Here is a 25656-nt window from a genome sequence, read left to right as displayed (position 1 = left end):
TTATCAATTTACATAAAACACAGTATTATCCTGTAATTATCTTTACATGAAGGTTAATTGTAGGCACTTTCACCATGAGAAGTAATATCTAAGCCTTCCCTTTCTTTTTCAACATTAATTCGTAAGCCTGACGTTTTCTCTGCAATTTTAAATGCGATATAAGCAACAATTGCAGTCCAAACAACACAAACTAGGATGCTAACGGCTTGAATTCCTACTTGTTTCATCATCGTAATACCTTCCGCATAGCCACTTCCGCCTAATACCGTTGAGGTAAATACCCCCGTGAGTAAACACCCTAAAATGCCACAGACTCCGTGAACGCCAAAAACATCGCAAACATCATCAACTTTTAACCGACGTTTTAAAATCACTACCCCCCATAAACCTGCCAATCCAGAAAGTAGTCCGATGATTAATGCCCCGCCAACACCCACAGTACCCGCAGCAGGCGTAACACCGACTAACCCAGCCAAACACCCAGAGCAAGCCCCTAATAATGAAGGTTTCTCCCTGAAAAGCCATTCCGCTAAAGTCCACGATAAGATAGCGCCTGCCGCAGCTGCGATAGTGTTCACAAACGCGAGTGCAGCAATACTATTTGCACTTCCAGCCGAACCTGCATTGAAACCAAACCAGCCAATGAATAATATGGAAGTTCCCATAAATACCATAGGTAGGTTATGAGGTTTAATGGCTTCTTTCCCTAACCCGGTACGATGCCCCAGTAAGTAAGCACCAACTAAGCCTGCAACAGCCGCATTGATATGAACAACCGTACCTCCAGCAAAATCTAATGCGCCATCTTGCGATAAAATACCACCTCCCCACACCATATGTGCCATTGGCAAATAAGCAAATGTAGTCCAAATAAGGGTAAAAATTAGAATTGCAGAAAATTTAATTCGCTCTCCTAATGCACCAATCACTAATGCAACCGTTAAGCATGCAAATGCACCTTGAAACACGACGTGAATAAATTGAGGGATCGGTCCAGATAAGCTTTCTACAGTAATATCTTTCAACATGATCTGGCTAAAACCACCGATAAAATCATTTCCCTCACTAAAAGCTAAACTGTATCCATAAACAATCCAAATAACAGACACCAAAGCAAAAATAACTGCAGTTTGAGCCATCAAAGAAAGGACATTTTTGCTTCTTAGTAGCCCACCATAAAATAATGCGATACCTGGCAGTATCATAAAGATAACTAAAGCAGTCGCTATCATCATGAATGCATTATCCGCTTTATCCAGAGCTTCCTCTGCAGCAAACACGGTTATTGGAAAACCACCCATTAATAAGAATAAGTATTGGAACCCTTTGCGCATAGTTGTTCTCCTACAGTGCTTCGTCTTGTTTTTCACCTGTACGAATACGTACCGCTTGTTCTAATGACAAAATAAATATTTTTCCATCCCCAACTTGGCCCGTATAAGCTTTTTTTTCAATTGTTTCAATTACCTGCTCCACTAACTCATCAGAAACGGCTATTTCCATACGTACTTTAGGTAAAAAGTCGACAGTATATTCAGCACCTCTGTACAACTCGGCATGCCCTTTTTGCCTCCCAAACCCTCTAACTTCAGTAATGGTAAGCCCTTGAACTCCAATATCTGATAACGCTTCTCGGACTTCATCTAATTTAAATGGCTTAATGATCGCGATGATATATTTCATGTTCACTCCTATAAGTCAGGTGAATAAACTGCTCAATGCTTTGAACAGCACTGACGTTATAGCAAACCGTGTGCCAAAATATATTTATTCATATAATTCAATAAGAAAGGGCAAAATAAAAAATCACTCGGATGAGTGGCTTTAGAGGATGCATTATAAGAGTGCAGAACAATTAACTAGGTATAGCCTCAACTTCAGCATCACTATGGGCATTCAGTGATTCCCCAACTTGTTGCAACTGGTACATTTGATAATAGCGTCCTTTTTGTTGCAAAAGCTGTGAATGCTTACCTTGCTCAACAATTGCACCACGATGTAACACAACGACTTGATCAGCATCGACGATCGTCGATAAACGGTGAGCTATCACAACTAGAGTAGTATGTTGGCGGATCATACGTAATGCTTTTTGTATCGCTTGCTCTGTTCCTGAGTCAATGTTCGCGGTTGCTTCATCCAAAATTAAAATTTTAGGTGTCACCACAAGAACTCGAGCCATCGCTAGTAATTGTCTTTGCCCAACAGATAACGTATTTCCTTGTTCTCCGAGCACGGTATCTAACCCATCAGGTAACGCACGAACCAACTCAGCAAGCTGAACAGTTTCAAGAACTTCCCAGACTTTATCTTGGCTAATTTCACGTCCTAATGCGACGTTATCAAAAAAAGAAGCGGCGAGAACAACAGGGTCTTGTTGCACCATTGCAATACCATTACGTAATACTTGATGAGATAGTGAACTTAAATGACGCCCATCTAATAAAATATCCCCTTCTTGCCATGGGTAATATCCCATAATTAAATTTGCAATGGTACTTTTACCACTTCCTGTATGGCCGACCAACGCAATAAAATTATGATCAGGCACTTGTAAATTAATGTCTTTAAGCACAATGTTGTTATCACGATAGGCAAAGGATAAATGGTTAATTGAGATTGAACCACCTTGTAACGGCTCAATACTTGCGCCATAGCCTTGTTGCGGGCTATCCATTAATTCAAAAACACGCTCACCAGAAACAACGGCTTGCTGCAACATTGACTGCTGAGAAGTTAATTCAATGAGCGGTTCATTCAAGCGGCCTAAATAATTAATAAAAGCATATAAAACACCAACACCAATGGTGGTCGTTCCTTCGAATCCAAATAGCAATAGTAAACCACATAATACTGAGGCAGAAAGTAAGCTCAACAATGGCCTTAATAATAAGCCATCAAGCTTTAATGCTTTCATTCTTGCAAAATAATGGTCTTGGCTAAGACTTTGCATTTTTTCGCCAAATCTAGCTTGCTGGATAAATTGCTGAATAACTGTCATTCCATTAATAACTTCATTAAAACCGTTATTAATATCAGCAAGATAAGATCTCACACGACGTACAATCGGTGTGCTTAGACGCTGATAAACAAGCATTACCACAAATACAGCAGGAAAAATCATCACTGCAATTGATGCCATACGCCATTCCAATGAAAACATGGCAACCAGCATAGCGCAGATCAGTGCTAAGCTACGAAACACGGTTGGTACAACCATCACAAATAGATCTTTAATAACCTCAGTATCATTTGTAACTCGTGAAATTAACTGACCAACTGGCTGCTTATCAAATGCACTTAGAGGCTGCCTTAGAGCAGCATTCATCACATCTGTTCGTAATGTTTGCACTACCCCCACAGAAGCTTTATTAAATAAAATAATTTGATAGTAATGTAATAGTGCAGCAATAACTTGGAGCAATATAAACCCAACAGCCATATATAAAGCCAGTGGCATGATGATTTGTTTTTTCGCTATCATGTTATCAATAAAATAACTGATTAGCAGAGGCCCACTAACTTCTGCAATAGCAGCTAGCCATAGCATTGCAATGGCAATAGCCATGGTTCCTCGGTACGCTTTTCCATAAGCAAGTAAACGCTTAAGTGCTGGCCACAGCGGTTTCTTTTGGCTCATAGATCACCATCCAAAGCTGCTTCAATCTGTTGATATTGATACATATCTTTATACCAACCCGATTGCTCAATAAGCGCGTCATGTCTACCTCTGCTAACAATAGCACCTTGAGATAGCACTAAAATATTGTCCGCCTCTACCAATGCAGATAGACGATGGGCGCTGATGATCATGGTTCTATCTTGTCGCCAATGGCTTAAATTTTGTAAAATTGTAAACTCAGTCTGCCCATCAACGGCAGAAAGTGCGTCATCTAGCACCAAGATTTCCGCATTCTGCAAGATAGCCCTCGCAATAGAAATTCGTTGTTTCTGCCCGCCTGATAACATGACGCCTCGCTCACCAACCTGAGTGGAATAGCCTTCAGGTAAACGTAAAATATCATCATGTACACAAGCAATGCGTGCAGCCTGTTCAATTTCTTCTTGAGTGGCATCAGGTCGCCCAAGCGCGATATTGCCTGCGACGGTATCTGAAAACAAAAATGGAGACTGATTTACGATAGATAACCGAGCACGCCATTCATCTAAACGAATTTCGGGTAACGGTAAACCTTGATAGAAAATAACCCCTTCCGTAATATCAAATTGACGTTGTAATAACGTCAACAATGTTGATTTTCCAGATCCTGTTGGCCCACATATCCCTAAAAATTGCCCAGGTTTTAGGTCAAACTTAATATCATGTAATGCTGTTCTCGAGGTTTCTGGATAACTAAATTTGATGATATTTACATTCAAATTTCCCTTTTCAGGCTGTAATGAATGCGAACCATCCTGAATGACTAACGGTTCATTGAGTAAACTAAGAATACGGCTATAAGCTGCACTACCCCGTTCAACGATATTAAACATCCATGCGAGCGCTAACATCGGCCAAATCATTAACCCTAGATACATCACAAAGCTCGTTAATTCGCCTAGCGTCAGTGTGTCGTTTAATACCATCCAGCTTCCCCCTGCAATAGCGAGTAAGTTGGCCATACCAATCGCCATAAAAATAGTGGGGTCAAAACGAGCATCAACTTTAGCAACATGCATATTGCGACGCCCTGCCTCGGTAGCTACCTGTTCAAATTGATTTGATTGATGATCTTCGAGGCCAAAAGCTTTAATCATGCGAATACTTGTTAAACTTTCTTGTGCATGATTATTTAAAGACGAAAATGCCCCTTGGGCATGCTTGAAACGCTGATGAAGCTGATCCCCATAACGTTTAATGACTAATGCCATAATTGGCATTGGAATAAGTGCAAGTAAAGTAAGCTGCCAACTAATTTCAACGCTCATCATAATGAGCACCGCACACCCCATCACTAATGAGTCAACTAATGTTAAAACGCCCTCTCCTGCAGCAAACACAACTCGGTCAACATCATTCGTTGTACGTGCAATTAAATCTCCCGTTCGGTACCTAAGGTAAAATGCTTGGTTTTGCAGACTTAGTTGCCGATAAAATTTTTGTCGTAGTTGTACGGCTAACTTATAAGAAGCACCAAATAACCATAAACGCCAGACATAGCGCAAACCATACACAACCAATGCAATCAACAGCATGACTAAAACATAAGTGATCAATTGCTTTGTCGACATTGCCCCTTTACTAATTCCATCAACAACAACACCAACAATGCGTGGGGGAACTAATTGTAAGATAGCAATGATAATTAAAAAGCAAACAGCGCCGAGATAGCGCCGCCATTCACTCAAAAAATACCAACTTAGTTGTGAAAATAATCGCACGTAATACTGCCTTGAATATATTGATTTATTGATGCCTAAGAATGAGAGCCCGTAATTATCTAAGTTATTACAGGGTTAATCAGGAATAGGCAATACTGTCGTATACTTGATTTTTTCCATTGCAAAGCTTGAAGTTACATCGATTAAACCATGAACACCATTAACTAACTTTTTATAAAACAAGTCATATGATTTCATATCATGAACTTCCACTTGCATAAGATAATCATACTCCCCAGCCATACGATAAAACATCAGAACTTCAGGAAGTTGACTAACAAAAGAAACAAATTGCTCATACCACTCACTATTATGATGCTGTGTTTTAATTGTCACAATCACCGTTAAACCTAAACCTAACTTCTCACCATCGAGTAAAGTGACTCGCCCTCGAATATAACCTTCATCTTCAAGCCTTTTTAATCTTTTCCAGCACGGAGTAGAGGTTAAATTAACAGCTTCCGCAAGGGTATTTAAGGATAAGCTGCTGTCATTTTGCAATAAACAAAGCAGTTTTTTGTCTATTTTATCTAACATAATTACTCTCTTGGCTTGGGTGTAAGTGCTTTTATCGTTATTTTATTAGCTGTATAACTATATTATGCAAAATTGAATAATTAAAAAACAATAAAAATGTTACCAAATACCATGATTATAGAATATTTTTATACAGATAACCAAATCAGCATATAAATAGTCCTTCAATCAAACTAATTTGATAAAAATAGAACTATGAATTACATCCCAGTATCGCTAACATGCTTTACTCTCTTTCCATCACATTTTGATAATGATATATCACCAAGGAGTACCTATGAAACGCGCAGTTGTGGTTTTTAGCGGAGGCCAAGACTCAACAACCTGTCTTATTCAAGCTTTGCAAAACTATGATGAAGTTCATTGTGTTACTTTCGATTACGGCCAGCGCCACCGTTTTGAAATCGAAGTCGCACAGAAATTGAGCGTATCTTTAGGTGCTACAGCACATAAAGTGTTAGATGTCACATTACTCAATGAATTAGCAATCAGCAGCTTAACTCGAGATAACATCCCAGTTCCTGATTTTTCAGAAAGCGAGTCCAGTACTTTACCCAGCACTTTTGTTCCAGGGCGCAACATTTTATTCCTCACATTAGCAGCAATTTATGCTTACCAAGTAAAAGCAGAAGCGGTGATAACCGGTGTTTGTGAAACTGATTTTTCAGGTTACCCAGATTGCCGAGATGAATTTGTCAAAGCCCTCAATCATGCTGTAGACCTCGGTCTTGCCAAAAATATTCGCTTTGAAACCCCATTAATGTGGTTAAATAAAGCCCAAACATGGGCTCTTGCCGACAGTTATGGCCACCTTGAAACCATCAGGCAGCAAACACTGACTTGTTATAATGGTATTCAAGGTGATGGTTGCGGTGAATGTGCTGCCTGCCATTTAAGGAGCAAGGGCTTAAATGAATATTTAAATGATAAAGAAGCCATCATGCTCTCATTAAAGCAAAAGCCATAATGAATTAGTCAAACACACAGCCTATCATTAGCTTATTCGTAATATTCAAGCTAATGGTAGGCTAGTTTTGAATAAAATCTTCAGAACCCACCTTGAATGACTCTAACTTCTCACGCAGCTGTTCATCGATAATAATTGCTTTATTCTCGATATTATTGATAAAAACAAATGTCACATAAGCATCTGAAACAACCTCTTGAATTCCTGCTTTAGTGCGAATAATTTGTTGATAACATACTGCGCTTTTACTGCCTATTTTGTCCATACGGGTCACCACAGTCAGCTCATCACCGAGTAAGACACCTTGTATATAATTTACATTAATATTCACCGCAGCTATTGTTAAATTGTTTTCTATAGCCCACCTAATAAAATTGCGTTTATTCATCCATTCCCAGCGGTCTGCTTCATAGAATTCTAAGTAACGTGCATTATTAACGTGCTGAAAAACATCTATATGATAACCATGAACTTTAATGTGTGTTGTCATAACTACTCCGACCAGTTTATTTTTTAATAACATAAAAATAACAAATGTACGGAAAATGTGCTGAATGATTATCAAGAATAAGACTTAGCTCCCAAATTATTTACAAGATGCTTAGTTTTCTGCTTAATTATTAACCTTAAATATATTCCCCCATACTTTGTATGGGGGATTTTAGTTACAAAGTTAACTTATCTTTATTCTTTTCTAAAAATGCAGGACCTATCCCCTGAACTTCTAAAATATTCTCAATGGAATTAAAAGCCCCATATTTTTGCCTATATTCAACGATAGCTTTAGCTTTTTGCCTACCTATGCCATTAAGTTTTTCGGCAAGTTCCTCTTCACCTGCTAAGTTAATATTTACCTTGTCAGACTGCTCATGGTTAGTTGATGGTGAGTTATTACTTACTTGTTTTTCTTGAGTGACAGCCGTAGTGGCTTTTTCTGGCTCAATTTTCTTAGCCAAAGAAAAAGAAGAAAATGAGCATAATAAAGAAAGGAGCAGAACAATACCTAATCTGCATTTATTGACTGAATTCCATAACATATTTGTTCTCCTGTGTATGTTGAGACACAACGATGCCATAGAAAAATATGGAACACTTTTTAATAAAATTAAAAATACGAAAGGCCACCCAAAGGTGGCCTTCTATTCATAACGTTACAATTTTACTTGCGAAGCTGCTCGCAATTATTCAATATTCAGCACTTCAATTTTTGCATTTTCACGCAAGTTAAGCATCAAAGCTTCGTTAACCGCAGAACTCATAGCGCCTTGGTATTCACGAGTTAGTTGTTTTAACTCGTCATCCGTTGGCTGACCTAATGTTACTTTATCTAGCTGAATAACCACATAGTTATCAGACTCATCACGCGCAAGTGCGTAGCTTGGTTTACCATCAACAGGTTGTGGCATTTCCATTGTCGCATTGATAACCGCTGTTTGTGGCATTAAACGAGAAACGGTTTGAGCATCAGAGAATTTAACACCCGTGGCACTTAGAGCTTCAGCCCCTTTACCCGCTTTTAACTCAGTAAGTAATTTATCGCCCGTAGCTTTCAACTCTGCTTCGGCTTTTTGGCGTTTAACCAGTGTTTCAATTTCTGACTTAACCTGTTCAAAAGGTTCAACACTTTCAGGTTTGTACTCTGTAACACGCACAACAAATGCACGGTCACCTTCCACGTTAATAACGTCTGAGTTGATTCCTTTAGAACCATTTTTATCCACTAAACGATCGCTAAATACTTCACTGACCACTTTAGGGAAATTAAGCGCAGCAGGTGGGTTTGTTCTATCAAACCAATCCGTTGTCACAGCCTTCAAACCAGATACAGATTCAACTGATACTAATGATTCCATATCACTCGTGGCCGCTTCACTGACTTTTTGCTGTAAGTCATAGAATTGCTTAATGTTTTTATCTTGAAGCAAGCTAGTTTTAATACTTTCTTCAACTTGCTCAAACGGTTTAATCGATTCTGGCTTAATATCATCTAAACGAAAAATAACATAGCTATTTTGTGATTTAACAGGTGCCGAAAGTTGCCCTTTTTCTGTTAATTTAGCATCCACAATTTCGCTTGGCGTTGATGCAGCTTCCATCCAACCAATCAGGCCTTTTTGCCCTGCACTGAATTTATCCGTTGATTTTTCAGCGGCTAACGTTGCAAAGTCTGCACCTTGTTTTAATTCATCCAGAATATCATTCGCTTCTTTTTCAGAAGCAACCTGAATCATACTGTACTGCTTTTGCTCTGCTTGAGTATAATTTTTCAGGTTTTGCTCATAATAGGTTTTTACTTCTTCATCAGACACTGTCGCTGGTGCCATCGATGCTGCATCCATTTCAACATAGCTTACTTGCACCTTCTCAGGTGAAATAAAGCTATTTTGGTTAGCATCATAATAGGACTTTAATTCTTCTTCAGAGGCTGTTTGTTTTGCTTGAACCTCTGCTAAATCTAAAATTGCAGTGCGAATTTCACGCTCTTGCATAAATAATTCAGCATACGCTTTAACTTCAGATGGTAAAGCGAAATCCGTTCCAGTAAAGGTTTTAGCTAGCTGAGCACGTGTAAGATCTTGGCGAATTTGAGCCGCAAGGCTATCTGCATTAATGTTGTTACGGCTTAAGATCTCACGATATTTTTCGCTATCAAACCGGCCATCTGTTTGGAAAACAGGCATTGAGAAAATATATTGCTCAATTTGCTGATCGCTTGCTGAGAGTTGTAGTTCATTAGCATACTGATTAATCAATTCATTGTTAATCAAGTTATCAAGAGCTTGGCGGCGCAGTAAATTCATGCTTTCTTCATTACTAGCGACTTCTGAAAATTTATCCCCCAGGTACTCTTGTAATGATTGGCGCTCTTGTTGAAAAGCCTGCTGTAGCTGCTCTCGGCTTATTGACTGCCCGTTAACTTCAGCGGCATTATTTGCACTGTTGCCACCAAGGCCACCCATCATAACGCCACCCAACACGAATGAAAGGATAATCAGCGCCAGTATTATTTTGAGCAAAGGACTATTCGCCTTTGTGCGTAAATTTTCCATCATAAAAAGGCTTAACTCCGCTTTGTTGAATTCAATTTCCTGATAATACGCTAATCTTAACTCAGAAAGAAAAAAAAGCGCACCATTTCAATGGTGCGCTTATATATTAGCTGATTAAAGACATTCCGTCAGTTTGAGTTTTCGCAAAAATACGAGAAAGACAAACTTAAATACCTAATTAGCTATTTACAGCGTCTTTAAGACCCTTACCTGGACGGAAAGCAGGAACTTTCGCCGCAGCTATTTTAATTTCTTTACCCGTTTGAGGGTTACGGCCTGTACGTGCTGCACGCTCACGAACAGAGAAAGTCCCAAAGCCAACTAGAGCAACATCGTCCCCTTTACTCAAAGAACCCGTTACGGTAGCAACGAACGCGTCAACAACACGACCTGCTGCAGCTTTAGAAATATTCGCATCAGAAGCGATTTGATCAATCAGTTGAGCTTTATTCACTCTTATCATCCCCATATTAGTTGGACTATAAATCTCTTAATTAACTATAGCAGTTATTAGTATAGTTAATTAATGATGCAGCCGTTATATCAATCCTGATTACCAATGGCAAGAGAACAGATTGCATACAAACAATTATCAGAATCATCGTTAAATTAGCGATGAAAAAAAAGGCTGACAAGCCCTAAATTAGCTGTCAGCCTTAATTTTATACAAACTTCTTGATTCAGCTCACTCTTTTAGCTTTCTTTTTAACTACTTCAGCTCCAAAAGGAGGATTAACTAAAGCCAAAGATAAGACTTCTTCAATCGTTTTCACAGGGTGAATTTCAAGATCTGCGATCACATTTTGAGGAATTTCTTCTAAATCACGTTCGTTTTCTTTAGGAATTAATACTGTTTTAATCCCTCCACGGTGTGCCGCCAATAATTTCTCTTTTAAGCCACCAATTGGGAAAACTAACCCTCTTAATGTAATTTCACCCGTCATAGCAACATCTGCTCTCACCGGATTACCCGTTAGGCAAGAAACTAATGCTGTAGACATCGCAATACCTGCACTTGGACCATCTTTTGGCGTTGCCCCTTCAGGTACGTGCACATGGATATCGCGTTTTTCATAAAAATCGCTATTAATACCCAGTTTTTCCGCTCGAGCTCTAACAACCGTTAATGCGGTTTGAATAGACTCTTGCATCACTTCACCTAAAGAACCGGTATAGGTTAGTTTGCCTTTACCGGGCACACAAGCAGTTTCAATAGTGAGTAAGTCACCACCAACTTCAGTCCAAGCAAGGCCTGTAACTTGCCCAACACGGTTTTCTGTGTCTGCTTGGCCGTAATCAAAACGACGAACTCCCAGATAATCTTTCAGGTTGTCCGCATTGATTTCAATGTGCTTGAGCTTTTTGTCCATAAGTAGCGCTTTAACCGCTTTACGGCATAATTTAGAGATTTCGCGCTCTAAACCACGAACTCCAGCCTCACGAGTGTAATAACGAATGATGCTCATTAAAGCACTATCATCGATAGTTAACTCATTCTTTTTCAACGCATTACGTTCAATCTGCTTAGACAGCAAATGTCTTTTCGCAATATTCAGTTTTTCATCTTCTGTATAACCAGAAAGGCGAATCACTTCCATACGATCTAACAATGGTGCAGGGATGTTCATTGAGTTCGATGTTGCAACGAACATCACATCAGACAAATCGTAATCCACTTCTAAGTAGTGGTCGTTAAAGGCAATATTTTGTTCTGGATCAAGCACCTCTAGTAATGCAGAGGCTGGGTCGCCACGCATATCAGATGACATTTTATCAATTTCATCCAGTAAAAATAGTGGGTTTTTGACGCCTACTTTTGCCATCTTTTGGATCAGCTTACCTGGCATTGAACCAATATAAGTACGACGGTGACCACGGATTTCAGCTTCATCGCGCACCCCACCTAATGCCATACGTGTATATTGGCGACCTGTAGCCTTAGCAATAGATTGCCCCAAAGAGGTTTTACCTACACCCGGAGGCCCAACCAAGCAAAGGATTGGCCCTTTAATTTTACTGACGCGGCTTTGCACTGCCAGATACTCTAAAATACGGTCTTTCACACGCTCTAAACCGTAGTGGTCGGTATCTAACACTTCTTGTGCTTTAACTAAGTCTTTTTTGACTTTGCTACGTTTATGCCATGGAACCTGCACCATCCAATCAATATAGCTACGGACAACAGTAGCTTCTGCTGACATCGGAGACATCATTTTCAGCTTCTGCAATTCTGCTTCGGCTTTTTCTTGTGCCTCTTTTGGCATTTTCGCTTCTTCGATTTTACGTTTTAGCGATTCATATTCGTCTGGCGCATCATCCATTTCACCCAGCTCTTTCTGAATAGCTTTCATTTGCTCATTCAGATAATACTCGCGCTGGCTTTTTTCCATCTGTTTTTTAACGCGGTTACGAATGCGTTTTTCCACTTGCAGCAACTCAGTTTCTGACTCCATCATGGCCATCAAAAACTCTACGCGTTCAGCAATATTTGCCATTTCTAAAACGCGTTGTTTATCTGCTAATTTTAATGGCATATGAGAGGCAATGGTATCTGCCAGTTTATCTAGCTGATCTTGTTCAATTGCATGTAACGCAGTTAGTACTTCAGGTGGAATCTTTTTATTCAGTTTTATATAGCTTTCAAACTGACTAACAATAGTGCGATACAATACTTCGTTTTCTTTTTCATCAAGTGCATCTGATGATTGAGAACCCGCTGCCGTTTCATCATACGGTGCGTGTTCAGATTCACTATTTTGCTCTGTTGCCAAATACTCTGCTTGCGCTAAGAAATATTCGCCATTATCTGTCAAACTGGTAATACGTGCGCGTCGTAGCCCTTCAACGAGGACCTTAACTGTACCATCAGGCAGTTTTAGCATCTGGATAACGGATGCAACTGTACCGACAGCAAATAAATCATTCACCCCTGGCTCATCAGTCGAGGCTTCTTTTTGTGCAACCAGCATTACCTGCTTGTCATGATCCATCGCTGCTTCCAGACTGTGAATGGATTTTTCACGTCCAACAAACAGTGGGATCACCATATGTGGGTATACCACTACATCACGCAGAGGCAATACTGGTATTTCAATGCGTTCGGAACGCTCAGGATTCATAAAGCTCTCTCTTCGTTTAGCTCACGCTAGTTTAAGGGTTTCTGTCTCTTGCTTTAAAATTGCTTTCTAAAACAAGGAAACCACACCTCAGAATATAAACTATATGGGGACAAGATTTTAGCATTCAATGGCTAGTTGAACATAAAAAACAAAATGAGGGAAACCCCTCATTTCGTTTGATTAACTATTGAACGTTTTATATGGGATTAGTTATCGCCGGAAGCTTGAGCATCAGGTTTGCTATATATCAATAGCGGCTCTGATTGCTCATTAATGACGTTTTCATCAACGACAACTTTTTCAACATTACTCATTGAAGGAAGGTCATACATCGTATTTAACAATGCAGCTTCAACAATAGAACGTAAACCACGAGCTCCGGTTTTACGTGCCATGGCTTTCTTAGCGATGGCTTTTAATGCTTCCTCACGGAACTCAAGCTCTGTATTTTCAAGACTAAATAAGGCTTGGTATTGCTTAGTTAATGCGTTTTTAGGTTCTTTCAGAATCTGAATTAATGCTTCTTCACTTAATTCAGTTAATGTTGCAACAACAGGCAAGCGACCAATAAACTCAGGGATTAAACCAAATTTAATTAAATCTTCTGGTTCTGCCTGCGTTAACAATTCGCCTTCCGTTGCTTTATCTGATTCACCTTTCACTTCTGCAGCAAAACCGATACCTGAACGGGTATTTAAACGCTGACCGATCACTTTATCGAGCCCTGCAAATGCCCCGCCACAAATGAAGAGGATCTTTGAGGTATCAACCTGCAAAAACTCTTGCTGAGGGTGTTTACGTCCCCCTTGTGGTGGTACTGCCGCAACAGTTCCTTCAATTAGTTTCAGAAGTGCTTGTTGCACACCTTCACCGGAAACGTCACGGGTAATTGATGGGTTATCTGATTTACGTGAAATTTTATCAATTTCATCAATGTATACGATACCACGTTGGGCTTTTTCAACATCGTAATCGCATTTTTGCAGTAATTTTTGAATAATATTTTCAACGTCTTCACCAACATAACCAGCTTCAGTTAATGTCGTTGCATCAGCCATTGTAAATGGTACATCCAAATAACGCGCTAAAGTTTCAGCTAAAAGTGTTTTACCACTACCTGTTGGTCCAATTAGCAAAATATTACTTTTACCTAATTCAACACCATCACTGGTTTTATCACCATTACGTAAGCGCTTGTAATGGTTATATACCGCAACAGCTAAAACTTTTTTCGCTTTTTCTTGACCGATGACATAGTCGTCAAGATGCTGCCGAATTTCATGTGGTGTAGGCAGTTCACTACGCTCACGATGCGGCGTAAGTTCTTTGATTTCTTCACGGATGATATCGAGACATAAATCTACGCATTCATCACAAATATAGACTGACGGACCGGCAATCAGCTTACGTACTTCATGCTGACTTTTTCCGCAGAAAGAGCAGTAAAGCAGTTTTCCTGTCCCCTCTTTGCGTTTATCTGTCATCAGTTGACCTCACTTTTATCCATATTGTTTCGTTTTCGTTGATTAAAAAAACAAAACAACGATTTTCTTTAAAATAGTTTATGGTATGAACTAATTATACCAAAAGTTAACCCATTAACGGCTACTATAAATTTGGTCGACTAAACCATACTCTTTTGCTTCATTTGCAGATAAGAAACGGTCACGCTCTGTGTCTCGAGTAATTTCTTCAATGGATTTTCCCGTATGCAGAGCCATTAACTCGTTCATTCGAGATTTCACTTTAAGAATCTCTTGGGCATGGATTTCGATATCTGACGCTTGGCCTTGATAACCCCCTAACGGTTGGTGGATCATCACGCGTGAATTTGGTAAGCAGAAACGTTTACCTTTGGTGCCCGCCGTCAATAAAAAAGCCCCCATGGAACAAGCTTGCCCCATACAAATAGTGCTTACATCAGGCTTGATAAACTGCATCGTATCGTAAATTGACATTCCTGCGGTAATAACGCCACCTGGTGAATTAATATACAAATGAATATCTTTTTCAGGGTTTTCTGCTTCAAGAAATAACATCTGAGCGACGATTAAATTCGCCATATGGTCTTCCACTTGACCGGTCAGGAAGATAATACGTTCTTTTAATAGACGTGAGTAAATATCATACGAGCGCTCACCACGAGAAGTTTGCTCTATGACCATAGGCACAAGGGCCATTTGAGATGCTAATTGTTCCTGACTGCCAAAATGTGACATCGAAATCTCCTATTAAAAACGTTCTGGTGCTTGCGCCTAATTTGCTGTCTGCCTGCTATTTTGAGCAGAGATCATGCCACAAACAACGGTTTTAAAAAATTCCTGTGTCTGCAGGCTCTTTCAATTCTCTTATTTTTCTAGTTTAGCTAATATTTAACCAAATAACTGCAGAAATAAGAAGAAAATGCAGCTAAGTATGCTGCAGTAAATAAGACGCTCTTTAAAAGAGTTTAACACAAGTCTATTGGGTTACATGGAATTATACCATTAGAAAACCATACTTGATTTTCAAGGGAAACAAAATAACTCAGTTGGTTAATATCACCGTTTTCGACAATGTTAAGCTATTCAAAATAGTTCAAATTGCAATTAAAATCCCATTTAGACTACTTGAAGTATAGATAATATAATTAGGGTTTAAATGTGTTTTTCAAGGGTATCCTAATTAAATTCGCTAAAGTGATAATTTAAAGGCTTTAATTGACAAAAAACCCGTAGCAGTACACCACGGGTTTCATTATTTTATACAGCAAGAAAAAATTAACCTGCTTGAACTTGGTTCATCAGTTCAGTGAAGTTAGTTTCTTTTTCTGTCACTTTAGCAACTGCCAATACAGTTTCAACAGCTTGTTCTTCTAAAGCTAAATTACGAACGCTGTTCATCAGCTCTTCGTTTTTGCTGTAGTATTCGATAACTTCAGCTGGATCTTCATACGCAGAAGCCATTTCTTCAATCAGCGCTTTAACACGATCTTCATCAGCTTTCAGTTCGTTTTTGTTGATCACTTCGCCTAACAGCAGACCAATCACTACGCGACGTTTTGCTTGTTCTTCAAACAGTTCACGAGGTAATTCCATCGCTTGTTTTTCGTCGCCACCAAAGCGTTGTGCCGCTTGACGACGCAGAACATCAATTTCACCATCAACAACTGCAGCTGGAACTTCGATGTCATTCGCTTTGATTAAGCCATCAAGAACTTGTGCTTTAACACGGTTACGCACGGCATTTTTCAGCTCACGTTCCATGTTTTTACGTACTTCTGCACGCAGGCCATCTAAAGAACCATCAGCGATACCAAAACGCTTGATAAATTCTTCAGTGAATTCAGGCAGTTCACGTTGTTCTACTTTCTTCAGAACGATAGCAAATTTCGCAGCTTTACCTTTCAGGTTTTCAGCATGGTAGTCTTCTGGGAAGTTAACTTCGATATCGAATTCTTCACCCGCTTTATGACCAACAACACCTTCTTCGAAACCTGGGATCATACGACCTTCGCCCATAACCAGAGCGAAATCTTCTGCTTTGCCGCCTTCGAATTCTTCACCATCGATAGAACCGGTAAAGTTGATAGTGATGCGAGAGTCAGCTTCTGCTGCCGCTTCAACTTCTTTCCACTGCGCTTGTTGCTTACGCAGAGTTTCTAACATATTTTCCAGATCTTCGTCTTTTACAGAAACTGCTGGTTTTTCAACTTCAATAGTTTCTAAACCTGCTAATTCGATTTCTGGGTAAACTTCGAATTCAACTGAATAAACAAAATCTTTACCATCTTCGAGTTGCTCAGGCTTGTAGCTAGGCGCACCCGCTGGATTGATTTTTTGTTCAATAATTGCGTTGATGAAGTTACGTTGCATTACATCACCCAGAACGTCTTGCATAACAGACGCGCCATAACGCTGTTTAACGATGTTCATTGGTACTTTTCCTTTACGGAAACCATCAACACGTACTTTTTTAGCAACACTAACTAATTCGCTATTAACTGCTTTTTCAATATCAGTGGCAGGAACGGTGATTGTTACACGACGCCCAAGGCCTTGAGTCGTTTCAACAGAAACTTGCATCTTCTTACCTCAAAATAAATCTTAGTGATCGGTCTACTCCAGAGTTATGCCATTAAATCATAATGGCTGTCTCCCTTCCAGAACCGGGGGGCGTTACTTTCGTAACGGTCAATCCCTGATATCAGAAGCGTCCCGAAACCTTACTGAAAATTAGACGCAGCATTATACCGATGCATGCGCCCTGAGTCGAGAAAAGCTGAGAAAAGAAGCGTTTTTTCCTCATTATTTGTGACTTTTCTGACTAAATTTTTTGTTTTTTCACCTAAAGTGAAGAAAAAACATTCACCAAGCTCATCATTGAGCATGGCTGATTATGTAAAGCATAGTCTCAGTGTATTAACTGAAATGAAAAACTACCGATTAACACCGCCAACACCACGACAAGCTGGTGATTTTAACGCAGTGTCAGCAAGCTCATTCCACTCTTGTTGAGTATATGTATGCAAAGCAAGGGCATGGATCCCTCCCGATAATTCGTCCGCTAAAATAGCATAAATTTCGCGGTGACGGGCAAGCATTCGTTTATTTTCAAATTTATCACTCACTAAAATAACTTTGAAATGGCTTTCAGACCCCGGTAACACATTGTGTTGGTGGCTTTCATTAATGACCTCCAAATGTGTAGGTTCAAAAGCAACGTGTAACTTTTGGTTCACGAGAGATTGCATACTTTGAGCTGCATTAGCGACCATAAAATGTTCCTTAATTAAAAATTATGCCCAGAGGCAATTATTTTTATTGTACGCGTTGATTATTGCTATCTTCTTATTATAGAAATATCCGATAATAACTTACCAATGTTATGATAGCGGCACATTGATGCGAATTTTTTCAAAAATTGTTGTCTAATAGTTCAGGATAAATAAGCCGCTAAGCTTTATATTGAACGACGGATACCCGCACCATAACGAAACATTTTCAATTAGGAAAGATGAACTGGAAAAAATTATGTTAAGAAAACTGTGTTTTCCACTTTTAGGGTTATTTCTTCTTGCGGGCTGTGCAACCAGCAGCAATACATTATCACTAGAGCCTAAGATAGCTTTACCTGCGAAAAACCCTACACTGAATGCAACTTCAATTAGTGTCAGCAGTGTCGATAACCGTACGAATAAATCCTTAGCAGAAGTTAATCGTAATGGTAGTTTAGTTGTACTGAACCCTTCACGCGATCCTCGTTATCTGATGCAAGAAGCCGTCGAAAAGCAAATGGCTGCACGTGGGTTTATGGTGACATCACCGGCAAATGTGAATTTAGTCGTTCAATTGAATAAACTCGATACCAAAGTAAGTGAAGGCAGCCTGCGCCATAATATTACTGTAAACTCCAGTGTCAGTATTATTGCAACAGCGCCAAATGGCTCGACAAAAACACGTTCATTTACCCGTAATTTTAATACACAAGAATTATTGGCTGCCAATAATGCCAAGATAGAAACGGCTATCAATAGCGCATTAACTGATTTAATTGCAGATATGGCAACAGACCAAGAAATCACCGATTTTATCAGACAAAATTCACGCTATTAATTGAGCAATCATTATCATTAAGTATTAAGCTACCTAAGCTCTCATTGATTGAGCTTGGGTAGCATAGCGCAGCCAATACCTCTGCAGCGCAATGTATTGCAGCAATATCACACTGGCTTAGAGGGAAATAATGCCTCGTTTTACTCTACCAAATAACATCACTTTAATCCTTTTAGGCTTTGTTTCTGGTCTACCTTTAGCTTTAACTGCAGGTACATTACAAGCTTGGCTAACTGTTGAAAATGTCGATATAAAAACCATTGGTTTCTTTTCATTAGTCGGACAGGCTTATGTGTTGAAATTTCTTTGGTCTCCAATGATGGACCGCTATACCCCACCCTTTCTTGGTCGTCGAAGAGGATGGCTATTAACCACTCAAATTCTGTTGATTATCAGCATTGCCGCTATGGGCTTTATGAATCCGTCAGAACATTTGTGGTACCTTGCTGCACTGGCGGTCACTGTTGCATTTTGTTCAGCCTCGCAAGACATTGTTTTTGATGCTTATAAAACCGACTTGCTGAGTGCAGAAGAACGTGGAATTGGCGCTGCAACCTCAGTTATGGGTTACCGGATCAGTATGTTAGTCTCAGGCGGCCTTGCACTTTGGTTAGCGGATAAGTTTTTAACGTGGAAACAACTTTATTTAGTCATGGCAGGGCTAATGATTATCGGTGTTATTGCTACATTACTTGCGAAAGAACCCGAAGAGAGTTGTGCTGCGCCAACGTCACTAAAAAAAGCGATTTACGAACCACTCGCTGAATTCTTTAGCCGGAACAATGCTTGGCTAATCTTACTACTGTTAGTTTTTTACAAACTTGGTGACGCCTTTGTGATGGCGCTCAACACCAATTTTCTATTAAATGCCCTTGGTTTTAGTTTAAGTGAAGTGGGTACCGTCAATAAAACTGTCGGTATGGCCGCAACCATTATTGGGGCGTTACTTGGTGGTTACTTAATGAAAAACATGAGCTTATTTAAAGCTCTGTTTATTTTTGGGCTTCTACAAGGTGGCTCTAATATAGGCTATTGGTTCTTAGCGATAACACCACCTCATATCCTAACCATGGGGTCGATTATATTTCTAGAAAATATCTTTTCTGGTATGGGAACCGCTGCTTTTGTCGCCCTATTAATGACACTATGTAATAAATCGTTATCCGCAACGCAATTTGCACTTCTTTCCGCTCTTTCGGCTGTAGGCCGTGTTTATATTGGCCCAGTTGCGAGTATTTTCGTCAGTAATTATGGCTGGCCACTATTCTACCTTATTTCAATCGCAGTTGCGGTTCCGGGTGTTTTGCTTTTATTAGCTTGCCGGACATCCCTAATATACACACAAGCAACAGGGTTATTTCAGCGGCGCCAGCTGTATGCAAAAGGCTATCGCATTGCCGTATATGCACTTATTACTGCCGTTAGCTTCCTTGCTATTTGGTTACTTTCATTACTTGTATTTTCATTTAGTGGTATGAAAGTTTATCTATTTACTACACAAATTGAATTTTGGCTGAGTTTACCTCACTACCAAAATCTTATTTTTAATACTGGCATTAGTATTGGTGCTATCAGCCTAGTTATTGGTGGTAGTTTAGACTACCTCGCCGTTCGCAAGACAGTACAACAATAACCCTTTCTATACTTTTCTCATTAACCCAACGATTACCTAAATAAAGTTTATTTATTTAGGTAATTTGATCTTTACCTATAAATTAGATCCAAATAACAAAACAAAGCGATAATGTCAAAATATCGTGATTGCGATCACTTCATACGTGTAAAATATTTCTTAATTGCAACTTTCAAGTCTAATATATCACAAGTTATAAATTGGTTAGCTAAAATGTTAATAACTAACGCTTTACTAAACCCCATTAATCTATAAGTGAAAATAATCTATATATGAAAAAAATCATTTACATTGCCACCTTAATTTCTCTAGCAGGTACGGCATATTCTGACGATATTATTGGCTATAAAAATGGCTTTGCTGATGTCAATGTAAACTATTTAGATTGGTCACATCGTACTGAAAATAAAACAGAAAATACGACACGTAAAAAAGACTTTGCCTATATTGAACTTGAAGGAGGTGCCAATTTTAATTGGGGGGAGTTATATGGTTTTTTTGATCTCGAAAACCCATTCCACAGCCAACACACCGATTCAGGACGAAATAAACGTTATACCATTAAAACAACAGGCCGCTTTTATTTAGGTGACACTGGTTTCAACCTATATGGCCATGTTTATGGTACTTGGTCATTACCTGGTGCCAAATATGGTGGTAATTTCCATGATGTGAACACTTTATATGGTATTGGCTATAACACGGCATTCGGTGACTTATGGTTTAAACCTTTTATTGCCCTTAATTACACCGACCAGACATTCTATTCAGGTAATAATGGATATGTCGCGGGTTGGGTAGCCGGCTATAATTTCAGCGTATTTGACGAAAATTTCATGATAACGAACTGGCATGAAATGGAGTTTGCTAGGAACAAACGCTATAACGGAGGCAAGAGTAATGGCATAAATGGCGCTCTCGCTTTTTGGTGGAATGCCACAAACCATGTTTCTGCTGGGGTACAATACCGCTATGCTGATAATAAATTAGGCGATACTTTCTACCAAGATGCAATCATTTATACATTAAAGTATACCTTTTAGCGCTCGATAGAGAATTGTATCAGAGTTAATAGTTTTCTTTTTTTTATCAGTAAAATAAGAATTTTTTTTATGATTTAGCCGATAAAGCAACCAAAATAGCTTTATCGGCAATAAAAACTGTAACTTCCCTTAGCATATTGCTAATCATTTATATCAGTTTCACTGTTTTTTCATTTCTTTTGTATATATTTTTCTTTGAAAAATTACTAAGATAATTTACTATTAATTGAGTTTTATCAATGCATACTTATAAACCTCATCAATTTTAACGTTTTCTTTATAAGCTCTTTACATGTGATCATATTAACATAAAGAGCTAACAATTCCGTTTCTTTGCCTTACAATCATTTACACTCGCATAACCTTACCGTAAAATGCCCGCACTGATGAAACGACAATTAGAATCTTTGTCATTTGGGGTCGTGGATGAGACTTATGAACTACAAAAAAAGCATTGGAGCAATCTCACTCGTTGTAGCTACCTTACTATTAGGTGGTTGCGATATGGTGTTGATGGATCCAAAAGGCGCCGTTGGCGTTAAACAAAAAGAGCTAATTCTTATTGCAATTGGCTTAATGCTACTTGTTGTTATTCCTGTTATTTTCATGACGATTATCTTCGCAAGAAAATACCGTGAATCCAACACGTCAGCTACTTACCGTCCTAACTGGGCTCACTCGAATAAAATTGAGTTAGTCTGCTGGACTGTTCCTATCATCATTATCATTATTCTGGGTGCTATCACTTGGAAGACGACACATGAGCTGGACCCGTATCAGCCATTAGTGAGTGATCAGGAACCTGTCACTATTGAAGTTATTTCCGCTGACTGGAAATGGATATTCATTTATCCAGAGCAAGGAATTGCAACAGTTAATGAAATCGCATTCCCTACAGGTGTGCCAGTTAACTTCAAAATCACGTCAGATTCGGTGATGAACTCCTTCTTCATTCCATCTTTAGGTGGCCAAATCTACGCGATGGCGGGTATGCAAACAAAGCTTCACTTAATCGCTAACGAACCAGGTACTTATAAAGGCTTCTCTGCAAGCTACAGTGGCCACGGTTTCTCTGATATGAAGTTTAATGCTATTGCAACTCCAGATCGTCAAGGTTTTGATGAGTGGGTACAAAAGGTAAAAGCTTCTCCTAAAACAATGGACACCATGCAGGCATTCGACGAAGTCGCTAAGCCAAGCATGAACGTTCCTGTTACCTACTTCTCTAGCGTGAAGCCTAAACTTTATGAAGATATCGTTCTGAAGTTTGGTCATGAGCACCATAAAGGTCACGCTCCTGTAGAAAATCAAAGTCATTCAATGACTGACCATAACGATGCTACAGGCAATTCAATGCAAATGAGCCACAGTGCTCATGCAGCAGGCGCTGAGGAATAAGGGCATGTTCGGAAAATTAACACTAGATGCAGTTCCGCTCCATGAGCCGATTATCGTTGTTACACTGATTGCTATTGTCCTTGGTGGGCTTGGCTTAGTCGGTGTGATCTCCTACTTCGGTAAGTGGAAATGGCTGTGGAAAGAATGGTTAACCTCTGTTGACCATAAGAAAATTGGTGTCATGTACATCATTGTGGCGATGGTCATGTTATTCCGTGGCTTCGCTGATGCAATCATGATGCGTGGGCAGCAAGTTCTAGCTTCTGCTGGCCAAGAGGGTTTCTTAAATCCTCATCACTATGACCAAATCTTTACCGCGCACGGCGTTATCATGATTTTCTTCATGGCAACTCCATTCGTTGTTGGTCTGATGAACTTAGTTGTGCCTCTGCAAATTGGTGCACGAGATGTGGCGTTCCCATTCCTTAACTCATTGAGCTTCTGGTTCTTTGTTGTTGGTGTTGTATTAATCAACATCTCTCTAGGGGTAGGTGAATTCGCACAGACTGGTTGGTTGGCTTATCCGCCGTTATCAGGCTTGGAGTACAACCCTGGGGTCGGGGTCGATTACTGGCTCTGGAGTCTCCAGATATCCGGGATTGGTACACTATTAACAGGGGTTAACTTCATCGCGACTATTATCCGTATGCGTACGCCGGGTATGTCGATGATGAAAATGCCTGTATTCAGCTGGGCTGCGTTATGTACTAACGTATTGATTGTTGCTGCTTTCCCTATCTTAACTGTTACATTAACGCTTCTGACGTTAGACCGTTATTTAGGCACCCATTTCTTCACTAATGATATGGGCGGCAACATGATGATGTACATCAACCTGATTTGGGCATGGGGTCACCCTGAGGTGTATATCCTTGTTCTGCCTGTGTTCGGTGTATTCTCTGAAGTTGCAGCAACCTTCTCGAAAAAACGTTTATTCGGTTATACCTCATTAGTTTGGGCGACAATCGTGATTACCGTTATGTCCTTCATCGTTTGGTTGCACCACTTCTTTACGATGGGTTCAGGAGCGAACGTTAACGCCTTCTTTGGTATCGCCACAATGATTATCGCAATCCCTACAGGGGTTAAGATTTTCAACTGGTTGTTTACCATGTACCAAGGTCGTATCGAATTTAAATCACCTATGCTGTGGACTATCGGTTTCATCATCACCTTCTCTGTCGGTGGTATGACGGGTGTTCTGCTTGCTGTTCCAGGTGCAAACTTCGTTCTGCATAACAGTTTATTCCTGATTGCTCACTTCCATAACGTTATTATTGGTGGTGTTGTATTCGGATGCTTCGCGGGTATGACTTACTGGTTCCCGAAAGCATATGGCTTCACGCTAAATGAGAAATGGGGTGTTCGTGCCTTCTGGTTCTGGATCATCGGTTTCTTCATGGCCTTTATGCCACTGTATATTCTTGGCTTTATGGGTATGACCCGTCGTTTAAGTCAGAATATTGACCCGACTTACCACACAATGCTAGTTGTTGCTGCGGGTGGTGCTGCGTTAATCGCAATCGGTATTGCATGCCAAGTTATCCAAATCATCGTGAGTATCCGTGACCGTCATGAAAACCGTGATTTAACCGGTGACCCATGGGGTGGACGTACACTTGAGTGGGCGACATCTTCTCCACCACCATTCTATAACTTTGCGATTGAACCTCACGTTCAAACTCGTGATGCGTGGTGGGATCTAAAAGAAAAAGGCCTTGCTCACAAGAAACCGGCTTCATATGAAGAAATTCATATGCCGAAAAATACAGGCGCTGGCGTTATTATCGCTGCATTTAGCTTGGTTTTAGGTTTCGCAATGATCTGGCACATCTGGTGGCTCGCAATCATTGGTTTCGGTGGAATGATCGTAACTTGGATTGCAAAAAGCTTCGACGAAGATGTTGATTACTACGTACCTGTGGCTGAAATCGAAGAAATCGAGAATAAGCACTTTGAAGAATTGCGTAAGGCAGGTGTGAACGATGTCAACTAATACAATGACTAACCAAAATATCGCCCATGCTGAGCATGGGCACCACGATGCAGGTGGAACAAAAGTATTCGGTTTCTGGCTCTATATTATGAGCGACTTGATTCTGTTTGCTTGTTTATTTGCTACCTATGTTGTTTTGGCCGATGGAACTGCCGGCGGACCAGCTGGTAAAGATATCTTCAGTCTGAAGTTCGTATTAGGCGAAACCTTCTTACTGTTAGTGAGTAGTATTACTTACGGCTTCGCAATGATCGCGATGCATAAAGGTAAGATTGCTGCCGTTAACTTATGGCTGTTTGCAACGTTCCTGTTAGGCCTTGGCTTCGTGATCATGGAAGTCTATGAGTTCCATGAACTGATCGCAGAAGGCTTTGGCCCTGACCGTAGCGGTTTCTTATCTGGCTTCTTTGCACTTGTTGCAACACACGGTCTACACGTAACAGCAGGTCTGATTTGGATTATCATTATGATGATTCAAGTGACTCGCCGTGGCTTAACTGATGTCAATAAAACACGTTTAAACTGCCTAAGTTTGTTCTGGCACTTCTTAGACGTTGTTTGGATTTGTGTATTTACCGTTGTTTATCTTCTGGGGGCTATTTAAATGAGTCATGCAAAAGATGCTCACACTGGAGCAAGCCACGGTAGCGTTAAAACATACCTAATTGGCTTTATTCTATCAGTTATCCTGACAGTGATTCCTTTCTGGATGGTGATGGAAGGTACAGCGTCAACCTCAGCAATCCTTTGGACTGTAGTAGGTATGGCTGTTGTGCAAATTCTAGTTCATTTGGTTTGTTTTTTACATATGAATACATCATCAGATGAGCGCTGGAATTTAGTTGCCTTCCTGTTCACGATGCTAATTGTTGGTATCGTGGTCATCGGCTCGCTGTGGATTATGTACAACCTGAACATCAATATGATGCTCGACTAA

General features: G+C 39.9%; 22 protein-coding genes. 8 read left to right on the top strand and 14 right to left on the bottom strand.

Going from position 1 to position 25656, the window contains the following annotated elements; genetic code table 11:
- Positions 1-53 precede the first annotated feature (53 nt).
- The 5 genes from amtB to PR725_RS12255 all read right to left on the bottom strand — a co-directional run bounded on the left by amtB (position 54) and on the right by PR725_RS12255 (position 5919).
- A complete protein-coding gene (gene amtB, locus PR725_RS12275) occupies positions 54-1334 on the bottom strand; it encodes an ammonium transporter AmtB (protein WP_109911900.1) in 1281 nt (426 codons plus the stop codon).
- Between the two features lie 10 nt (positions 1335-1344).
- Positions 1345-1683: a P-II family nitrogen regulator gene (gene glnK, locus PR725_RS12270; protein ID WP_004905421.1), complete on the bottom strand. Its 339-nt coding sequence runs from the start codon at positions 1681-1683 to the stop codon at positions 1345-1347.
- 172 nt (positions 1684-1855) lie between these two features.
- The gene (locus PR725_RS12265; RefSeq protein ID WP_109911899.1) at positions 1856-3640 is read right to left on the bottom strand and encodes a SmdB family multidrug efflux ABC transporter permease/ATP-binding protein; all 1785 of its coding nucleotides are present in this window, start codon (positions 3638-3640) and stop codon (positions 1856-1858) included.
- Positions 3637-5382, bottom strand: a complete 1746-nt coding sequence (locus PR725_RS12260) for a SmdA family multidrug ABC transporter permease/ATP-binding protein (protein WP_109911898.1) — start codon at positions 5380-5382, stop codon at positions 3637-3639. Before PR725_RS12260 ends, PR725_RS12265 begins: the two co-directional genes overlap by 4 nt.
- Before the next feature lie 75 nt (positions 5383-5457).
- Complete coding sequence (locus PR725_RS12255; RefSeq protein ID WP_004905429.1) at positions 5458-5919, bottom strand: Lrp/AsnC family transcriptional regulator; 462 nt, start codon at positions 5917-5919, stop codon at positions 5458-5460.
- Between the two features lie 277 nt (positions 5920-6196).
- On the opposite strand from PR725_RS12255, the gene queC reads away from it, so the two are divergent.
- Positions 6197-6886: a 7-cyano-7-deazaguanine synthase QueC gene (gene queC, locus PR725_RS12250; protein ID WP_109911897.1), complete on the top strand. Its 690-nt coding sequence runs from the start codon at positions 6197-6199 to the stop codon at positions 6884-6886.
- A gap of 61 nt (positions 6887-6947) precedes the next feature.
- Here the strand turns inward: queC and PR725_RS12245 are convergent, their stop codons facing one another.
- From PR725_RS12245 to bolA, 9 genes are all read right to left on the bottom strand, one after another.
- The gene (locus tag PR725_RS12245) at positions 6948-7376 is read right to left on the bottom strand and encodes an acyl-CoA thioesterase (protein ID WP_109911896.1); all 429 of its coding nucleotides are present in this window, start codon (positions 7374-7376) and stop codon (positions 6948-6950) included.
- A gap of 175 nt (positions 7377-7551) precedes the next feature.
- A complete protein-coding gene (locus PR725_RS12240) occupies positions 7552-7923 on the bottom strand; it encodes a ComEA family DNA-binding protein (protein WP_109911895.1) in 372 nt (123 codons plus the stop codon).
- Between the two features lie 144 nt (positions 7924-8067).
- Positions 8068-9939 (bottom strand): peptidylprolyl isomerase, encoded by a 1872-nt coding sequence (ppiD, locus tag PR725_RS12235; RefSeq protein WP_117162851.1) that lies wholly within the window; start codon positions 9937-9939, stop codon positions 8068-8070.
- A 175-nt stretch (positions 9940-10114) separates the two neighbouring features.
- Positions 10115-10390, bottom strand: coding sequence for a nucleoid-associated protein HU-beta (hupB, locus tag PR725_RS12230; protein ID WP_004914513.1), 276 nt, complete (start codon positions 10388-10390; stop codon positions 10115-10117).
- Positions 10391-10616: 226 nt separating this feature from the next.
- Positions 10617-13055, bottom strand: a complete 2439-nt coding sequence (gene lon, locus PR725_RS12225) for an endopeptidase La (RefSeq protein WP_004914515.1) — start codon at positions 13053-13055, stop codon at positions 10617-10619.
- A 206-nt stretch (positions 13056-13261) separates the two neighbouring features.
- Positions 13262-14539 carry an ATP-dependent protease ATP-binding subunit ClpX gene (gene clpX, locus PR725_RS12220; RefSeq protein ID WP_004914518.1) on the bottom strand — a complete coding sequence of 426 codons (1278 nt, stop codon included), beginning with the start codon at positions 14537-14539 and terminating at the stop codon, positions 13262-13264.
- 114 nt (positions 14540-14653) lie between these two features.
- Positions 14654-15274: an ATP-dependent Clp endopeptidase proteolytic subunit ClpP gene (gene clpP, locus PR725_RS12215; RefSeq protein ID WP_004905443.1), complete on the bottom strand. Its 621-nt coding sequence runs from the start codon at positions 15272-15274 to the stop codon at positions 14654-14656.
- A 540-nt stretch (positions 15275-15814) separates the two neighbouring features.
- Positions 15815-17119, bottom strand: a complete 1305-nt coding sequence (tig, locus tag PR725_RS12210; protein ID WP_004914522.1) for a trigger factor — start codon at positions 17117-17119, stop codon at positions 15815-15817.
- 353 nt (positions 17120-17472) lie between these two features.
- On the bottom strand, positions 17473-17811 hold the full coding sequence (bolA, locus tag PR725_RS12205) for a transcriptional regulator BolA (RefSeq protein WP_004914525.1): 339 nt from the start codon (positions 17809-17811) through the stop codon (positions 17473-17475).
- 256 nt (positions 17812-18067) lie between these two features.
- Here bolA and PR725_RS12200 point away from each other — a divergent pair, with 256 nt between their 5' ends.
- The 7 genes from PR725_RS12200 (at position 18068) to PR725_RS12170 (ending at position 25656) form a co-directional block, all read left to right on the top strand.
- Positions 18068-18649: a YajG family lipoprotein gene (locus PR725_RS12200; protein ID WP_004914528.1), complete on the top strand. Its 582-nt coding sequence runs from the start codon at positions 18068-18070 to the stop codon at positions 18647-18649.
- A 130-nt stretch (positions 18650-18779) separates the two neighbouring features.
- Positions 18780-20282 (top strand): muropeptide MFS transporter AmpG, encoded by a 1503-nt coding sequence (gene ampG / locus PR725_RS12195; RefSeq protein WP_004914530.1) that lies wholly within the window; start codon positions 18780-18782, stop codon positions 20280-20282.
- Positions 20283-20554: 272 nt separating this feature from the next.
- Positions 20555-21325: a nucleoside-specific channel-forming Tsx family protein gene (locus PR725_RS12190; protein ID WP_004914534.1), complete on the top strand. Its 771-nt coding sequence runs from the start codon at positions 20555-20557 to the stop codon at positions 21323-21325.
- A 426-nt stretch (positions 21326-21751) separates the two neighbouring features.
- A complete protein-coding gene (cyoA, locus tag PR725_RS12185) occupies positions 21752-22723 on the top strand; it encodes a cytochrome o ubiquinol oxidase subunit II (RefSeq protein WP_042851662.1) in 972 nt (323 codons plus the stop codon).
- Positions 22724-22727: 4 nt separating this feature from the next.
- Positions 22728-24719 carry a cytochrome o ubiquinol oxidase subunit I gene (gene cyoB / locus PR725_RS12180; RefSeq protein ID WP_004914540.1) on the top strand — a complete coding sequence of 664 codons (1992 nt, stop codon included), beginning with the start codon at positions 22728-22730 and terminating at the stop codon, positions 24717-24719.
- Positions 24709-25323 (top strand): cytochrome o ubiquinol oxidase subunit III, encoded by a 615-nt coding sequence (locus PR725_RS12175; protein ID WP_042846920.1) that lies wholly within the window; start codon positions 24709-24711, stop codon positions 25321-25323. The genes cyoB and PR725_RS12175 overlap by 11 nt, the downstream gene beginning before the upstream one ends.
- Positions 25324-25656, top strand: a complete 333-nt coding sequence (locus PR725_RS12170; RefSeq protein ID WP_004905459.1) for a cytochrome o ubiquinol oxidase subunit IV — start codon at positions 25324-25326, stop codon at positions 25654-25656.

It is taken from the genome of Providencia sp. PROV255 (assembly GCF_028478065.1).
Taxonomy (GTDB): Bacteria; Pseudomonadota; Gammaproteobacteria; order Enterobacterales; family Enterobacteriaceae; genus Providencia; species Providencia rettgeri.
Note: the sequence above shows the minus strand (reverse complement) of the source record. Positions and strands in the feature narration are given on the sequence as shown.

Excerpts from the sequence above, each read along its gene's own strand:
- PR725_RS12175 (WP_042846920.1), top strand. The coding sequence starts at position 24,709 with ATGTCAACTAATACAATGACTAACCAAAATATCGCCCATGCTGAGCAT.
- PR725_RS12265 (WP_109911899.1), bottom strand. The coding sequence starts at position 3,640 with ATGAGCCAAAAGAAACCGCTGTGGCCAGCACTTAAGCGTTTACTTGCT.
- PR725_RS12190 (WP_004914534.1), top strand. The coding sequence starts at position 20,555 with ATGAAAAAAATCATTTACATTGCCACCTTAATTTCTCTAGCAGGTACG.
- tig (WP_004914522.1), bottom strand. The coding sequence starts at position 17,119 with ATGCAAGTTTCTGTTGAAACGACTCAAGGCCTTGGGCGTCGTGTAACA.
- PR725_RS12255 (WP_004905429.1), bottom strand. The coding sequence starts at position 5,919 with ATGTTAGATAAAATAGACAAAAAACTGCTTTGTTTATTGCAAAATGAC.
- ampG (WP_004914530.1), top strand. The coding sequence starts at position 18,780 with ATGCCTCGTTTTACTCTACCAAATAACATCACTTTAATCCTTTTAGGC.
- bolA (WP_004914525.1), bottom strand. The coding sequence starts at position 17,811 with ATGGTCGCTAATGCAGCTCAAAGTATGCAATCTCTCGTGAACCAAAAG.
- cyoB (WP_004914540.1), top strand. The coding sequence starts at position 22,728 with ATGTTCGGAAAATTAACACTAGATGCAGTTCCGCTCCATGAGCCGATT.
- PR725_RS12170 (WP_004905459.1), top strand. The coding sequence starts at position 25,324 with ATGAGTCATGCAAAAGATGCTCACACTGGAGCAAGCCACGGTAGCGTT.
- amtB (WP_109911900.1), bottom strand. The coding sequence starts at position 1,334 with ATGCGCAAAGGGTTCCAATACTTATTCTTATTAATGGGTGGTTTTCCA.
- clpP (WP_004905443.1), bottom strand. The coding sequence starts at position 15,274 with ATGTCACATTTTGGCAGTCAGGAACAATTAGCATCTCAAATGGCCCTT.
- glnK (WP_004905421.1), bottom strand. The coding sequence starts at position 1,683 with ATGAAATATATCATCGCGATCATTAAGCCATTTAAATTAGATGAAGTC.
- PR725_RS12240 (WP_109911895.1), bottom strand. The coding sequence starts at position 7,923 with ATGTTATGGAATTCAGTCAATAAATGCAGATTAGGTATTGTTCTGCTC.
- cyoA (WP_042851662.1), top strand. The coding sequence starts at position 21,752 with ATGAGACTTATGAACTACAAAAAAAGCATTGGAGCAATCTCACTCGTT.
- lon (WP_004914515.1), bottom strand. The coding sequence starts at position 13,055 with ATGAATCCTGAGCGTTCCGAACGCATTGAAATACCAGTATTGCCTCTG.
- PR725_RS12200 (WP_004914528.1), top strand. The coding sequence starts at position 18,068 with ATGTTAAGAAAACTGTGTTTTCCACTTTTAGGGTTATTTCTTCTTGCG.
- queC (WP_109911897.1), top strand. The coding sequence starts at position 6,197 with ATGAAACGCGCAGTTGTGGTTTTTAGCGGAGGCCAAGACTCAACAACC.
- ppiD (WP_117162851.1), bottom strand. The coding sequence starts at position 9,939 with ATGATGGAAAATTTACGCACAAAGGCGAATAGTCCTTTGCTCAAAATA.
- clpX (WP_004914518.1), bottom strand. The coding sequence starts at position 14,539 with ATGACAGATAAACGCAAAGAGGGGACAGGAAAACTGCTTTACTGCTCT.
- PR725_RS12245 (WP_109911896.1), bottom strand. The coding sequence starts at position 7,376 with ATGACAACACACATTAAAGTTCATGGTTATCATATAGATGTTTTTCAG.